This window comes from Bacteroides ovatus (assembly GCF_001314995.1).
GTDB lineage: Bacteria > Bacteroidota > Bacteroidia > Bacteroidales > Bacteroidaceae > Bacteroides > Bacteroides ovatus.
The window spans coordinates 4,977,393-4,993,506 of sequence record NZ_CP012938.1; the positions used below are offsets into that span (position 1 = coordinate 4,977,393).

Below are 16,114 nucleotides of genomic sequence, written 5' to 3' on the forward strand. Positions count from 1 at the left end.
ATGTGCAGTACTCATTTAACGGGGCGACATTCGCTTCGTAGCGAGTTTATATTTCTTATAGGCTCTTTGCTAATATTGAACTTCCTCTCTTTCAATACAAAACTTCCTGTATTTATTTCCGTATTTCCACTTTGTTTCGAAAAAAAAGCATATCTTTGTCATACGCTTTCTGTTCACCAGCGTGATGAAACAGGTAAGAAGCGTTTTTTATTTATAAATAGGAATATTATTGCATTATCCCTCGTATTTGAAATCTAGCAAGTTTCTGTCCGTAGAGGGGGGGCAACAGATATTCCACGTGAACGGCCGTATGTCAACATATCGATGAAAGATGTGTTATATATACACAATTAGCGTGGATGTCTGTTGTTATCATTATCTTTCGGACGGGTTTGCTAGGCCTCAAATACGGATAATGATTCAACAGCATTCACGCTTTTTTTTGTATCCGGTTGGTTTCATAACCCTTAAAAATCCCCAACCCCAATCTCCTGTCCGCCCGGAATACAAAAAGCGCGAATGTTTGTTGAATCAACATCAACAGAGCACTATTTATTCCTTGTTGTATAACAAATTAAAAACAAACACTATGTCACAATGGATTAGCATAGAAGCGGCAGCCGAGAAATACCGACTCGAAAAAGAGTATATCTGGCTCTGGGTGGAAATGAAAAAAATCACAGTGTCTTATGAGAACGATACAGTTTCCATAGATGATGATAGTATCCAGCAATTCATAAAACGGACTAAGCTGGGAATTACGTCTGAATATATCGATGAGTTAGAGCAACTTTGCATGGAAAAAAACAAAACCAGCAGATTGTATGCTTCACTCTTGAATATGCGGGATCAGGAATTAATGGCAATTAGAGGACAAAGTTCGCGACTGGACGGTTTATGGAAAATGGTGGAGGAACAATACGAAAGACTGCGATCCTTCGAGAAGAATTCTATGTCGGACAACGCTATTTGTAGCAACTGCTGGATCAGAAAGATATGCAGGAGATTGAAACGAATTCTATAATTCTGCTGTGAATTTATCTATTAAATAACAGGCTGACAATAAAAGTACGATCTTTTTATTGTCAGCCTATTGTCATAGCCTATTGTCAGGGTGCAATGAGTTGCTAGTCACCGTATTATCCAGCCAAAACTCCTGCTGACAATAAGAACCCTCCAATTTATATGTAAACCTAAAACCTATGAAACTTTTCTGTTATTAATTACACGCATGGCCGCAGTATAGTATTCGCAAGGAACAGAAATCAAAATACTGTTTAAACCATTGTCTTTCGTTGACACTTGAATATAAGCTGCATTCAACAAACTCTTTACGCTGGCTACTTCCCAAGGACTACCAGCAAAAACTTTGACTTGAGAAATCTTTCTACTTGTAATCATGATCTTTATAGTGTGTTTTTGTTTTTACTGCGACAAAGATAAGAGAGAAAAGCAACATAGAGGTGCAATATTGTTTCATCTATAGTATACAAATGATTCATTGAATCAGGATTTGTATTAATTGACCAGTTTTTTGCGTTAATAAGAGTTGTTTTCCCTCACATCATTCATTTCTTATTTTGCGTATTTGTTATTGTTTCTACAAGGCTATTGATATAAACCTCTATATTATCATAGGCAGTACTTAGATTTCTTCCGTTTGCATCATATTTGTTTGGGTTCAATCCGTTGGCGGTTTCCCATTCGTCAGGCATGCCGTCATTGTCAGAATCAGTAATTTGTGGCAATGATTTTAATGTTGGCCATGCGCTCCAGTCGCTACCAGCTCCGGAAGGCTTTAGGTCTTTCTGACTATCGATAAGTCCGCCCTTAGGATAATTCTGACTTTTCCAATGGATGATACCTTTGTCGCAATGTTCACAAGGACCGTTCGGGCAGGGGGCATCTCCTAATCCGTTGTGTTCGTTCTTTCCGATGAATTGTGCCGTTCCTGTGCGTGTCTCTTCAACGATACGAGTATCTATATCATCTCGTTTGAGACTGCAACCCGCATATTTCAACACCAGCTCGTAAGCTTTTTGTGCTGTGTGGGTAGTTACCGCATCTACTTCTACCGGAGTATCCCGTTTCAGTTCATCGAGAGAGTGACCGGTGTTGTTACGGATACCAGTCCAGTTGTCTTTGTTCACTTTTGCGGCGGATGCTTCTGTCAGTTGGTTTCCTGCCTCGAAGTGATTCCGGCTGATATGATACTGTCCCAATACCCCTTTGATCGGTGCAAAATCTCCATCAGAAGAGCTGATGTCGATAGCCATCACACGGTTGGCCACTTTGGCATCCGTAGCGGGTCCGGGTTTGTAGTAGTTGTCCACAATGTTAATACCCATTGCTGCGCCGCCATAACATCCGTTACCGCTCCAGTTATAAATAACATTATTACGCATATCAGTACGTTCCTGACCTTGATATTTTACTCCGGAACCGAAACGTGGTGTGCGACTGTCATGGTGTGCCATCAGATTATGATGATAGGAAGCGTTGACTCCTCCCCAAATACCGCCATATCCATGAGGGCCTTTGGTATGTCCCGATAAGCGGAGACTTTCTGAAATAATACACCATTGCATAGTAAAGTTAGTATTATCATAGAATGAAGCACATTCGTCAGTGCTCCAACTGATGGAACAATGGTCAATCATGATATTGTTTTTCTGGCGTCCTCCCAGAGCATCTGCACCGTCGGAAGCCGAAGAGCCCAGCAAATCCGTATCTCCCATTCGGAAACGCAGGTATCGTAGAATTACATTATCGGCCGATACATTTACTGGAAAGTGAGCCAGGCAGATACCGTCTCCGGGAGCTGTCTGGCCGGCTATCGTGACATCACCGTTCCGAATGTCCAGTGTCGATTTTAGATAAATGGTGCCGGATATACAGAAGACAATTATACGAGGCTCCTTTTGTTCGATGGCATACCGGAGGGTACCCGGTGCTTTGGAGTCTTCCAGGGATCTGACAATATATACCTTTCCACCTCTTCCTCCTGTAGTGTTCATTCCTCCTCCTTCAGCTCCGGGAAAGGCATATGCTGTTTCTTCTACTGGTGGAGATACGGAGGGAGAATCCGGTGGAGTCTCCTGTTCTTTATTATCTTCATTGACTGAAGATGTGGAACAGGAGGAGAACGATTCTACTTGTGTGGCAAACAGTAGTGCCACGAAAATGAATTTTACCTTGTTGTTTTTCATATCTTACCTGATTTTTTATAAAATGTGATGATAGTGATACTGATACAAATGTAAGTGGATAGAATTTGATAGACAACTGGTTGCATAGATAGTGCACCAGATTGCACAAAAAGTCCGCAACTTTTGAATGATATTAAAAAAGTCCACGCAAACAAACAAATAGTGAGAAAGTATTCATGTTGTTCCGTATACTTTTGTAACGTGAAATAGTAACTGCTCAAGGCAGGACGACCAAATAATAATGGAATAAGAATCTATCATTAAGAATATAACAAATAATTTATGAAAGCACATTTATTTTCAAAGATGTCCCAAGGACTATTGTTGTTATCAGCTTTGCTGGCAACAAGTTGCAAGGAAAGTAGCAATAACTTTTTTGTTCCCGACCATGAAGCCCCTTCTTTGGTGTCTGTAACTCCTGCAAATGGTGAAACGGCCGAAGAAAACAATACGATTCTGCTTACTTTTAACGAGTATGTGAAAGCGGGAGAAGGGAAAGCGAATTTTAATGGCGAGGAAGTGGAGTTGACTTTCAAAGGTAAAACAGCGTCTTACGCTTATACTGCTTTGGACTATAATCAGGCCTGTCAGTTCAGCCTCCCCAAAGGTGCAGTCATAGACTTTCAGGGAAATGTATTCGAAGGTGTTAGTATTCAGTTTACAATCAGAGAACGTCCTCAACCGGAAGCACGCATATTTGATGCGGTGGTCAGTCCTGACGGAAAAGGAAACTATACCAGTATACAGAAAGCAATAGATAATGTCCCCTCGAAAAGAACAGAACCTTGGCTTATTTTCGTGGCGAACGGAACGTATGAAGAACAAATAATCATTCCTGAAGACAAACCGTATATTCATCTCATCGGACAGGATGTGGATAAGACAATTGTCAAGTTACGAATTAACAGCTCAACCGAAGCCAGTGCGACTGATCCGGATGTGTGGAAGTACTCTTATAAGAACTTAGGAAAAACGGAAGCCGCTATGGTATCAGTGAAGGCTACGGATTTTTACGCAGAGAATATATCTTTTGTAAACGGATATGGCAAAGAATTACAGAAAGGCCCTATGGCATTGGCAATGTATACCCAGAATGACCGCAACTCATTCAATAATTGCAAATTCCTCTCGTACCAAGACACCTGGCAGACCGGGCCTAAATCGGATAACGGCAGACTGTATGCACAGAATTGCTGGATTGAAGGAGCCGTTGATTACTTCTATGGAAACGGGAATTGCTTTCTCGAACATTGCACCTTTTATAATATGAGGGATGGCGCAATTATTGTTGCTCCTTCTCATAAAGTAGGAACACGTTGGGGATATGTGTTGAATAATTGCATTGTGGATGGAAATGAATTGGCTGATACAGAAAGTGTCAAGTTGGGGCGTCCCTGGCACAATTCTCCGATAGCTGTATATCTCAATACGATTTTTAATATAAAGATAGCTCCGGAAGGATGGACGGATATGGGAGCTATTCCTCAAATGTTTGCTGAATATAACAGTAAAGATAAGGAGGGGAATACTGTAGATTTAAGTCAGCGTAAAACGCAATATACCTATCAGGATGAACAAGAGAATCCGGTGACAGGCATTTGTCAGGCTGTCCTTACGGCAGGTGAAGCAGCTCGGTATACGTATGAAAACGTTGTTCGTGAGGGCGATAATTGGGACCCGAAGAAATATATGGAACAAATATCCGCACCGGAAAATCTGAAAAGAGAAAACGGAATATTAAGTTGGGATGCTTCAAAATATGCAATTTGTTATTTGGTAATTGCGAACGATGAAACTGTACAAATAACCAAGGAAACGTCTTGTAATGTTGAGGAAGGAAAGACATATCAGGTGAAGGCCGTTAGTGAGTATGGGTCTTTGAGTGAACCTTCAAAAGAGTGATGACAATTAAAACTTTAAAATATGAAAATGATAAGTAAAGTATTCAGTTGTATGTTGGCTTTTTCTTCTCTGTTGGGGAATGTGGAAGGACAAAACATCTATAGAATATGGTATGACAAACCCGCTTCTTATTGGGAAGAAGCACTCCCGGTTGGTAATGGACGGATTGCAGCAATGGTGTTCGGTGACCCTCAACTGGAACAAATACAGTTGAACGAAGAAACAGTGTCGGCGGGCTCTCCTTACCAGAACTATAATGAAGAAGCAAAAACGGCTTTGCCGGAAATGCGCCGGTTGATTTTTGAAGGAAAGTACGAAGAAGCGCAGAACATGGCGGCAACGAAGATTCTTTCACAAGTGGGGAATGAAATGCCTTACCAGACAGTGGGTCGTCTGAATATTCGTTATCAAGATCACAAAAAGGTAAATAATTACTATCGTGATCTGGATATAAGCAATGCAGTAGCTGTGACTCGCTACGAAGTAGACGGAGTGGAATTTACCGAAGAAACATTTGCATCATTTACCGATCAACTGGTTATCAGGCATATCAAAGCATCCAAACCGGGAACAATCAATTGCGAACTGTTTTTTAATACCCCGATGAGAGATCCGAAACGTAGTATTTATGGAAAGAAAGGTTTGCGGCTGGAAGGTATTACGCATGGCAGCCGTTATTTTCCGGGTAAAGTGCACTATTGTGCCGATTTGGATGTGAAACATAAAGGTGGGAAAGTGATAACTGCCAATGACACGTTGCTTAGCGTTCAAGGAGCCAGTGAACTTACATTGTATATCTCGATGGCGACTAACTTTGTCAACTATAAAGATATATCGGGCGATCCGTATCAACGGAATAAAGCTTATTTGAAAAATGCAGCGAAAGATTATAGTAAAGCGAAAGCCGCTCATATTGCTGCTTATCAGAAACAATTCAATCGTGTAACTTTGGATTTGGGTGAAACTTCCCAAGCCAATAAGCCGATGGATGTACGTATCAAGGAATTTTCTTCATCCTATGATCCGGCATTGATAGCATTGTATTTCCAGTATGGACGTTACTTATTGATTTCATCTTCACAGCCCGGATGCCAGCCCGCCAACTTGCAGGGCAAATGGAATCATAACCCGGGACCTCCCTGGAGCTGCAATTATACAACGAATATTAATGCTGAAATGAATTACTGGCCGGCGGAAATCACCAACTTGGCCGAACTTCATAAACCATTCATCCAGATGGTACGTGAATTGAGCGAGAATGGGCGTGAAGCTGCCAGTCGAATGTATGGTTGTCGTGGCTGGGTGTTGCATCATAATACGGATTTGTGGCGTATGACGGGTGCGGTGGACCGTCCTTATTGTGGGACATGGCCTGTGGCTAATGCATGGCTTTGCCAGCATTTATGGGACCGTTATTTGTTTTCCGGTGATAAGAAGTATTTGGAGGAAGTATATCCGATGATGAAAAGTGCTTCGGAATTCTTTGTCGACTTTCTGGTACGCGACCCGAACACGGGTTATCTGGTTGTCACTCCTTCCAACTCACCCGAGAATTCTCCGCGCTGGATAAAGAAGAAAAGTAATCTTTTTGCAGGAATCACGATGGATAATCAGTTGGTTTTTGATTTATTTTCAAATACATGCGAAGCTGCCAAAGTGCTGAACGCAGATACTGATTTTTGTGATACATTGAAGAATATGCGCCGGCAGTTGCCTCCGATGCAGGTAGGGCAGTACGGACAATTGCAGGAATGGTTTGAAGACTGGGATCATCCTAATGATCGTCACCGGCACATCTCTCATCTTTGGGGGCTATATCCCGGTTATCAGATTTCTCCTTATCGTTCTCCGGTACTCTTTGAAGCGGCAAAAAACACATTGATACAACGGGGAGATCCTTCTACCGGTTGGTCAATGGGATGGAAAGTTTGTTTCTGGGCCCGTATGCTTGACGGGGATCATGCTTATCAGTTGATAAAGAATCAGCTGACTTATGTCAGCCCTGAAATACAAAAAGGACAGGGAGGCGGAACGTATCCTAATTTATTCGACGCGCATCCACCTTTCCAAATAGATGGTAACTTCGGTTGCACGGCTGGTATTGCCGAAATGCTGGTGCAAAGTCATGATGGTGCGATTCATCTGTTGCCTTCATTGCCTTCGGAATGGAAGAGCGGGACAGTGAAAGGGTTGCGTGCCCGGGGAGGTTTTTTGATTGATGAATTGACTTGGAAGGACGGTAAGCTGGTAAAAGCTGTGTTACGTTCGGAAACCGGAGGCAATCTGCGCCTGCGCTCTTACTGGAAATTGGCTGCTGAAGGAGCATTGTTGAAACAGAAGAAGGAAGAGGAAGCGAATCCGAACGCATTATTTAAAGTACAGCAAATCTCACGCCCGATGATTAGTGAAAAAGCGCCTTTAAAAGGAGTGGCATTACGTGATACTTATTTGTATGATGTGGATACACGCGAAGGAGAGGTGATTATTGTTACAGTAAAATAAGACATTCTATATAAAAAGTCCACGCTTTTGCATAAATAATGAGTGGAAAACAGATGTAAAAGTGTGACTTTTGTAACATCAAAAATGAAACAAATTAATCAAGATAATACTATGGATGTACAAAGACATTTATTTTTGAGAAGATGCTTTGCGTATATATGTTGCTTGCTCTTGTGCTTTATAACGGCGACAACAGTATATGCACAGAAGGTATCTGTGAAAGGAACGGTGGTGGATACCAACGGCGATGCTATTATTGGTGCTAGTGTGAAGGTGTTGAAAAAGTCCTCCGTCGGTACAATTACCGACTTGGATGGAAATTTCACTTTGTCTGTTCCCGAAGATGCAACAAAGTTGGAAATTAGTTTTGTAGGAATGAAATCAGTTGTTGCGACTGTGAAACCGGGCAAACATCTGAAAGTTGTGTTGGAAGAAGACAATCAGACTTTGGACGAAGTGGTAGTGGTAGGATACGGAACCTCACGTCGCGGAGATTTGACCGGTGCGATTTCTTCAGTGAGTGAGAAGGTTTTGAAGGATATTCCGATAACTTCTGCGGCTGCGGCTATTACAGGAAAACTGGCAGGTGTGAATGTAGTGGCTACTGATGGATCGCCCGATGCAACAATCCAGATTACAGTGCGTGGCGGTGGTTCTATTACCCAGGACAATTCACCGTTATATATTGTTGACGGTTTTCAGGTGAGTAATATCAATGATATTCCTCCCGGTGATATTCAGAGCATTGATGTTTTGAAAGATGCTTCTTCTACCGCCATTTATGGAGCTAAAGGTGCGAACGGCGTTATTCTTGTTACTACAAAAAGCGGTAAGGCGGGAAAAACAGAAGTCTCATTCAATGCTCACTGGGGTGTCAGTAATGTGTATAATCTGACGGGGGTACTTTCACCTTACGAATACTACTGTTTTCAGAAAGAGCTTGATCCGGGCACCTCTCTGACCAGTAGCATTAATTCGATGTATGGACGTTGGGACGACCGCAATATTTATCGTTCGGTAGAAGGCACGAACTGGCAGGATAAAGTATATGGAAACACCGGATTCAAACAAAGCTATAACGTTGGTATAACAGGAGGAACGGATGCTACATTGCGTTATAATTTGAGTTATACGCGGGATGATGAGAAGTACATTATGCTCAACTCCAATTATGTGAGGGATAACTTGAGTGTGAAGATGGATAAAAAGTTGAGTAACAAATTGAAGTTTGAGTTTTCCAGCCGTTTGACTAGAATGGTGATTGACGGTGCGGGTACCAATGGAGGTAAATTGAGAGATGCCGTTCTTTTCTCGCCAATCAACAGCCTTGCAAGTATAGATGCGGGAGATGCTTTGGGGGGTGAAATTGATTACTCGGATGATGCATTGTTATCATCATTGAATGATCCTGTATATAATACGGTGAATGAGTATAAGAAGCAAAACCAGTTTTCTATGACTTATAATGCCGGCTTTAACTGGGAAATTGTTAAAGGATTGACTTATCAGCTGAAAGGTAGTTACGCATATACTTATAATTATACCGATAATGTCTGGCTAAAGAAAACCGGAGAGTCGAGTTCCAACGCTGGTCAGCCCGTAGCCAAACGTACGGATGAGAAAGGTGCACGATGGAACTTGCAGAACATATTGAGTTACCGGTTCTCTCTGAAAAAGAATCACCGCCTTGATCTGATGGCCGGACATGAAATGGTGAGTAATTACAGAAATCAGATGATTGCCTCATCCAAATATTATCCTATGGATTTTACGGCGAGCGAAGTGTTGGCTATGTGGAACTATGGAGAATCCCAACCAACGTATACCACTCTTGGTGAACCTTCCCGTACGGCATCTTACTTCGGTCGTTTAAACTATGCTTTCAAAGACCGGTACATGTTCACTTTTACAGCCCGTGCCGACGGAACGAATGTGTTCGCTCCTGAAAACCGTTGGGGATTTTTCCCGGGTATGGCATTGGCATGGCGCATTTCCCAGGAAAAATTTATGAAGCAGACGGAAGACTGGCTGGATAATCTGAAACTTCGTGTGAGTTACGGGTCAGTTGGTAATGCGCGTGTCAATTCATACTGGAGACAGGATTATAAAATGGAATCTTCTGCCAATAGGCAATATTATCTGAATGAAACAGTACAGAGTGCCCTGAAATTGCAGAACACCTTGCGGAACGAGAATCTGACTTGGGAGACGAAGTTATCCTCTAATGTGGGAATAGATGCCAGCCTCTTTAATAGCCGTTTGAATGTGACGGTTGACTTCTATAATGATATAACGAAAGATTTAATCTTACGCATGGATCTTCCTTCAAATTCGGGATATGAATATCAGTATCAGAATGTAGGCCGCAGTACGAACAGGGGAGTTGAACTTACGCTTAGCGGAACGATTATCAATAGTAAAGATTTCTATCTGGGCGCTAACTTCAATATATCATTCAATAAAAATATAGTGAATAAACTGGATGGAACGGCAACCGTATTGAGTGCGCAATCCAACTGGCGACCGGATATCGGCTCTGATGATTTTCGTGCTATTGTAGGTCAGGCGGTAGGACAGATTTATGGTTTCGAAGTAGAGGGCTTTTATTCTGTAGACGACTTTACGTTTGATGAGAATACGAAAAAATGGATACTGAATGAAGGGGTAGTAGACGACAGGGCTTTGTTCTCTAATGACCTGCCTAACTTTGGTCCTGGCTTTATCAAACTGAAGGATCAGAATAATGACGGTGTGATCGATGCGGATAATGACCGTAAAGTGATCGGTAGTGTACAGCCAAAGCATATTGGCGGATTCGGGCTGAATGCTGCATGGAGAGGGTTTGACTTTGCGGCAATGTTCAACTGGTCATATGGCAATAAAGTATATAATGCCAATAAGATTATGGCATCCACTCATACGAATCGTAAATATAATAATATCAGAGATTTTATGAGTTTGGAAAACCGTTGGTCGATTATTGATCCGGAAACGGGTGCCAATGTAATGTATGGTAATGACGCCAATCCGGAACGCTTTGTTGAAATCAATTCCAAAGCCTCTATCTGGATGCCTATGATGGGACGTACGCTTGTGACGGACTGGGCGATTGAAGACGGCTCTTTTTTGCGTTGTAGTAACCTGACGTTAGGGTATACGCTTCCGGTTACTGTGACTCGTAAGCTAGGAGTCAAGAACCTGCGCGTGTATGCTACGGCCAATAACCTGTTTTGCTGGACAGCTTATTCCGGACAGGATCCTGAAGTGAGCACACAACGTTCTACCCCTTTGACTCCGGGTGTGGATTATTCTGCATATCCGAAAGCACATTCTTATGTATTCGGTCTTAATGTTACTTTTTAATACTTGAAAAATGAAAATACAGAAACTATTTTTAGCGGTTTTATCCTCCTCTGTGTTATGCACTTCGTGTATGGATAATTTTTTGGATACCGAAAGTCCTTCTATTCCAAGTGATGAGAATCTGTTTAAATCGACAGCTCTGACGGAAGCAGCCCTGATGGGTGTATATGCGACAATGACGGACACCTATATATATGGTCAGAAACTGTGTGTCAACTGGCAGGGAGCTTCTGACGTGGAGGTTGGCTCGGGTGCGTTTTCTACGGAAAACTATAATTCGACACTTCGTGATGAAGGTGCTGGCAATTTTTATGACGATAATTATAACCGGAATACCAGATGGGACAAACTTTATTATCTGGCAGAATCCGCCACTACTATCGTAGATGGTATACGTCGGTCACCGTTGATGCAATCTACTTCGGACAAGGCTGCCATGCGTAGATATTTAGGAGAGGCATTAGCACTAAAAGCGTTAGGCTATTTTGAATTGATCCGTTATTGGGGAGATGTGCCATATAAAGAGCATGCGTCTGAAAGCGGATTGGGAAATGTCTATATAGGAAAAGTGGATCGTGATATTGTTTATAATTATATCATAGAGGATTTGAAAGAGGCAATTGAATATCTGCCTTGGATGGGAGAAGAATCATATACGGTAGAACGCATGAATAAAGGTTTTGCCAAAGGACTGCTGGCAAAGGTAGCGCTATTTGCTGGAGGATGGTCTGTACGGGATGGAAATCAGTTTCCGGACTTGGATGTGGAACATCATCCGACCATTCCGGAAATGAACGGATATTTCGTCGGTCGCCCTAAGAATTGGAAAGATTATTATGAACTGGCTGCCAAACAGTGTGCGGAGATTTTGGGAGCGACTGATAATCCTCATGAGCTTGATCCCAGTTATGAGAATATTTGGTCTACTGTCAATCATCTGGAATACAACAAGTATAATGAAAACCTGTTTGAAGTTGCTTTTGGTGAAGGACAGAATGGAGATGTGGGGGCCACGATGGGATACAACCTGAACAGAGGGGTTTTTAATACCACCCAAGGTATGGGAGGGGCAGGATATGCGGCTACTACTGCTTACTATTTTTATTCATTTGATCCGGCAGACACCCGTCGGGATGTTACTTGTGTTTTCCAGGAATATATCAATGAGAATGGAAAAAATAAGGAAGTTATTCGCTGTAATCCATTAGGAGTGGCTTGTGGTAAATGGCGTTGGTATTGGATGACTGATAATTATATGAAAGTCCGTTTCCCGAAAGCTAATTCACGTATTGCTACTGGTATCAACTGGATTTTGATGCGGTATTCAGATATTTACCTGATGTTTGCGGAGGCTCAAAATGTATTGACAGGACCGGATGCAGTTAGTCCGATTGCCGGTATGTCTCCCCGACAGGCTTTGGAAAAGGTTCGTGAAAGAGCATTTGGTACTGGTGCTCCCGAAATCACGCAGTATGACGCGGATTTCTTCACGGCTATTGTCAATGAACGGGCATGGGAGTTTGGATGTGAATCTATTCGTCGTCAGGATTTGACACGTTGGGGATTGTTGGCGGAGAAAATAGAAGAGATGAAAATAGGTCTTTGTATGTTGTATGACTACAAGCCGGTGACTATTTTCGGGAAGACTTATCAAGTGGATGAAATACCGAGAAAAATCTATTATAAATATGAAGACTCTGATAATCCGGAATACATTGATATGTCGTCTGTTAACTTCAATGAGGATATGGGAACCGGTACTGCTTCTGCATCAAAAGGACAGTATGAGTGCAACTGGATCAGTATGCAGGTGACATTGAATAAGGATGGTGATATAAATGCAACCCTGAATACTAATTATGTGAAAACAATGGCTAGAATATTGGTTTGCGGTACAGGGCTGAATGCGTCTTACGACTATTCGAATTTGTTTGGCAGGCTGAACTGGGGCGGTGAAGCCGAAGCGGAGTTCCGTAAATATTCTGTTGGTAATGGAGTGTGTAATTATCGCCATGTATTCGCTATTTATTATGAGGATGTCAATAAGACGCAAGGGTATGTTTCTAATTCGTATGGTTATAAATAATTAATGGTAGGAAAAGATGAAAAGACTAGTTAATAGATTATCCGGAGCATGCCTGTATGTACTATTGGCTTTGATAGTGGGTATGTCTTCCTGTGAGGACGATGCCAATGACTGGACAGTTAATAAGAACTATGATGCTTTGTTCCGTCCGTTGACGTTCGATAAGTCGGCTACCGATGCGACTTCGGTTACATTAAGATATTCGCAGATTGTGAATGCAAAAGTCTATATTTTTGAGTTTTATACGGACAGCTTGGAGTTTAATGCGGAAAATTATGTAAGGACAGATACGATTCTGAAAGATACATTGACTGTATTTTCAGAGAGTAATACGCCTATGAGGGTGGAATATCGTACTTTGTTTCAGGAGTTCAACGGTTCTACGCAATATTCTGTTCGTATGAAAGGAGAAGATGCGCAGGGAAAGGCAAGCACTTATGTCAGTGTAGCATTTAAAACTCCGGATGAGCAATTATTTACCGGAGTGGAAGTTACAGCTAATTCCGCAACCTTGACATGGGAAGAAACGAACAGGGTAACTCATCTGACGTTGGCTCAAATGGTGGATACGAAATATGGTGAGGAAAAACAGATTGATTTGACTTCGGAAGATATAGCGGCTTGTTCAAAAACACTCTCCGAATTGGAGAATGGAGCGACCTATCGTGTTCGGATTTATAATAATGATGCATTACGTGGTTCGTATGTATTCAAGACACTGGGATTGGGTGGTAGCGAAATCCTTTTTGTGGAGGCTACGGAAACCGGAGTCATTGATTTAAGTACATTGTTATCTAATTTTGTGAAAGAGAAAGAATGTAGCAATGTAACTGTCCAACTTACTCCGGGGGCGGTGTATAAGGTAAGTGAACTAAAGATTCCGGGATTGGATAATATTTTGTTTACCAGTACGGAAGCTAATGAAAATAATCGTCCACAGCTTATTGTGACTAATAAAATATCATTGGCTTCTCCGATACAGTCTCTGTCATTCGAGTTTGTTTGCCTGAATGGAAATGGCGAGGCCAGTTATATGACGGATTGGAAAAATAGTTCTTATGCCCAGTCTATTTCATTTACAGGATGTGCTATACAGAACATAAAACGTACGCTTGTACGTATTAGCGATGGAAGTGGTGTGTTCATGACGGATATTACGATTGATAACTGTGTCATATCCGAAGTTGGTACGGACGGATATGGAATGATTAATTTCGGAAAAAATATCGATCAGTTGGAAAAGGTTTCTATAACGAATAGTACATTGATTAATATTGGTGACCAGTTGATGGACGTGAAAGGGGGAATCGGTGATGTGATATTGGAAAATTGTACTTTCTATAATTCTATGGATGCTAAGAAGGAATTGCCTAAAGTTTTCCGTTTCGATAATGCGGCAAGTACTCCGCCTTCTCCGAAATCTGCGACAATGCGGAATTTGATTTTCTCCGGTCCGAACAAAGGAAAGAAAATGAATAGTGGAAATGGTGCTTATGACATTTTGAACTTCTCTGATAATTGTTATATCACCTCCGACCTGCAGGAAGGCAATAACAGGTTTGAAGAAATAACGAGAATAAAACAAAGCTCGGATGACTTGTTCGTTGATCCATTGAACGGTGATTTCCATATTAAACCGGGAGCCGGGTTCGCCGGAACGGGTAATGCTGGTGATCCACGTTGGTATTAATTGATCCTATACTTGTTAGGTATAAAGAATATCATGAAGAATATTGTATTATCAATTTTATTGATGAGTGCCTGTGCAATGATTTATGCACAGGCGGACTCATCGCCTTATCAGGCTATTGTAGCTGTTGATGGTAGTGGAGATTATAAAACGGTTCAGGAAGCAATCAATGCTGTACCTGACGGACAGACGAAACCTTGGTTGATTCTGATAAAGAATGGCTTGTATAATGAGCAGGTGATTATCCCTAAGAATAAGCCATACGTACATTTAATAGGCCAGGATAAGGATAAGACCATTATTCATTTAAACTTGAATGTTGGTAGTAAACTGACCGGTAAAGAAATAGGTGGAAAAACAGCTTATTGGGAACACTCGGTTCATAATCCTTCCTCTCCAGTTTATAAATACGAGGGATCGGTAGTGGTGGTAAAAGGAGACCACTTTTATACGGAAAACATTTCGTATGTGAATGACTGGGGAGTTTTATCAGATAATGGTCCGCAGGCTTTGGCTATGAATAGTCAGGCAGATTGTGCTTCCTTTTATAATTGTAAGTTCCGTTCTTTTCAAGATACTTGGATGACTGCCAATAATGATGTCAGTCGGCACTATGTGAAAGATTGCTGGATAGAAGGCGCGGTAGACTATTTTTATGGTGGTGGTGATGTGTTGCTGGAAAACTGTACGCTTTATAATGTACGGAGTGGAGCAGTAATAGTGGCTCCTTCCCATAAAGATGCTAAATATGGTTATGCTTTTCGTAATTGCACTATAGATGGAAACAGTGAAGCGGCTGACGGACGTTTGAAGTTGGGGCGTCCATGGCATAATAATTCGAAGACGGTGTATATCAATACCATCATGCTTATCCCTGTCGCTGATGAAGGATGGACGAATATGGGAACGGTTCCCGGAATTTTTGCCGAATACAATAGTCGTGATGCACAGGGTAATGTGTTGGATTTAAGTAAACGCAAAACGGAATATCAATATAAAGACCGCCAAACCGGTAAGGAAGTATCGGGTACCTGTCAGGCAACTATAACGAAAGAGGAGGCGGACAAATATACGTACGAAAATATGATTCCGGGTAATGATGGCTGGAATCCGCGTATTATGATGGAGAAATTAGGAAGTCCGCGCAGTCTGGTTTATCAGCAAGGCACTCTTAAATGGAATCCTGTGAAGAATGCGATCGGATATATTGTATATGATGGAGAACAGATTCTCGGGACGACTACTGATACCTCTTTTCCGGTGTCGGAAGTGAATTATGCTTTGAAGGTATCTGCCGTGAATCAATATGGAACGCAAGGTAAAAAAGGTGTATTGTAATTGAATATAGAAAACTGGTAAGGA

9 protein-coding genes are annotated in these 16,114 nt (G+C 41.7%); 7 read left to right on the top strand and 2 right to left on the bottom strand.

Annotated features, from left to right (window positions below):
- The first annotated feature begins 589 nt into the window (after positions 1-589).
- Positions 590-1,024, top strand: a complete 435-nt coding sequence (locus tag Bovatus_RS18835; RefSeq protein ID WP_004305010.1) for a hypothetical protein — start codon at positions 590-592, stop codon at positions 1,022-1,024.
- A 176-nt stretch (positions 1,025-1,200) separates the two neighbouring features.
- On the opposite strand, the gene Bovatus_RS18840 is transcribed toward Bovatus_RS18835, so the two are convergent.
- A complete protein-coding gene (locus tag Bovatus_RS18840; protein WP_004299812.1) occupies positions 1,201-1,401 on the bottom strand; it encodes a DUF2007-related protein in 201 nt (66 codons plus the stop codon).
- A gap of 167 nt (positions 1,402-1,568) precedes the next feature.
- Positions 1,569-3,209 (bottom strand): polysaccharide lyase domain-containing protein, encoded by a 1,641-nt coding sequence (locus Bovatus_RS18845; protein ID WP_004299813.1) that lies wholly within the window; start codon positions 3,207-3,209, stop codon positions 1,569-1,571.
- 282 nt (positions 3,210-3,491) lie between these two features.
- On the opposite strand from Bovatus_RS18845, the gene Bovatus_RS18850 reads away from it, so the two are divergent.
- The 6 genes from Bovatus_RS18850 (at position 3,492) to Bovatus_RS18875 (ending at position 16,090) form a co-directional block, all read left to right on the top strand.
- Complete coding sequence (locus Bovatus_RS18850) at positions 3,492-5,111, top strand: pectinesterase family protein (RefSeq protein ID WP_004299815.1); 1,620 nt, start codon at positions 3,492-3,494, stop codon at positions 5,109-5,111.
- Positions 5,112-5,132: 21 nt separating this feature from the next.
- A complete protein-coding gene (locus tag Bovatus_RS18855) occupies positions 5,133-7,613 on the top strand; it encodes a glycoside hydrolase family 95 protein (protein WP_004299817.1) in 2,481 nt (826 codons plus the stop codon).
- A gap of 111 nt (positions 7,614-7,724) precedes the next feature.
- Entirely contained in the window at positions 7,725-10,976 is a 3,252-nt protein-coding gene (locus tag Bovatus_RS18860; protein WP_004322181.1) for a SusC/RagA family TonB-linked outer membrane protein, read from the top strand.
- A 10-nt stretch (positions 10,977-10,986) separates the two neighbouring features.
- Positions 10,987-13,062, top strand: a complete 2,076-nt coding sequence (locus tag Bovatus_RS18865; RefSeq protein WP_004322178.1) for a RagB/SusD family nutrient uptake outer membrane protein — start codon at positions 10,987-10,989, stop codon at positions 13,060-13,062.
- Positions 13,063-13,078: 16 nt separating this feature from the next.
- On the top strand, positions 13,079-14,752 hold the full coding sequence (locus Bovatus_RS18870) for a DUF5123 domain-containing protein (RefSeq protein WP_004299827.1): 1,674 nt from the start codon (positions 13,079-13,081) through the stop codon (positions 14,750-14,752).
- Positions 14,753-14,785: 33 nt separating this feature from the next.
- Positions 14,786-16,090 carry a pectinesterase family protein gene (locus Bovatus_RS18875; RefSeq protein WP_004299829.1) on the top strand — a complete coding sequence of 435 codons (1,305 nt, stop codon included), beginning with the start codon at positions 14,786-14,788 and terminating at the stop codon, positions 16,088-16,090.
- Positions 16,091-16,114: the final 24 nt, after the last annotated feature.

What these genes read in the sequence shown, in the direction of transcription:
- Bovatus_RS18870 (WP_004299827.1), top strand. Translation starts at nt 13,079, where the DNA reads ATGAAAAGACTAGTTAATAGATTATCCGGAGCATGCCTGTATGTACTA.
- Bovatus_RS18860 (WP_004322181.1), top strand. Translation starts at nt 7,725, where the DNA reads ATGGATGTACAAAGACATTTATTTTTGAGAAGATGCTTTGCGTATATA.
- Bovatus_RS18855 (WP_004299817.1), top strand. Translation starts at nt 5,133, where the DNA reads ATGAAAATGATAAGTAAAGTATTCAGTTGTATGTTGGCTTTTTCTTCT.
- Bovatus_RS18835 (WP_004305010.1), top strand. Translation starts at nt 590, where the DNA reads ATGTCACAATGGATTAGCATAGAAGCGGCAGCCGAGAAATACCGACTC.
- Bovatus_RS18850 (WP_004299815.1), top strand. Translation starts at nt 3,492, where the DNA reads ATGAAAGCACATTTATTTTCAAAGATGTCCCAAGGACTATTGTTGTTA.
- Bovatus_RS18875 (WP_004299829.1), top strand. Translation starts at nt 14,786, where the DNA reads ATGAAGAATATTGTATTATCAATTTTATTGATGAGTGCCTGTGCAATG.
- Bovatus_RS18840 (WP_004299812.1), bottom strand. Translation starts at nt 1,401, where the DNA reads ATGATTACAAGTAGAAAGATTTCTCAAGTCAAAGTTTTTGCTGGTAGT.
- Bovatus_RS18845 (WP_004299813.1), bottom strand. Translation starts at nt 3,209, where the DNA reads ATGAAAAACAACAAGGTAAAATTCATTTTCGTGGCACTACTGTTTGCC.
- Bovatus_RS18865 (WP_004322178.1), top strand. Translation starts at nt 10,987, where the DNA reads ATGAAAATACAGAAACTATTTTTAGCGGTTTTATCCTCCTCTGTGTTA.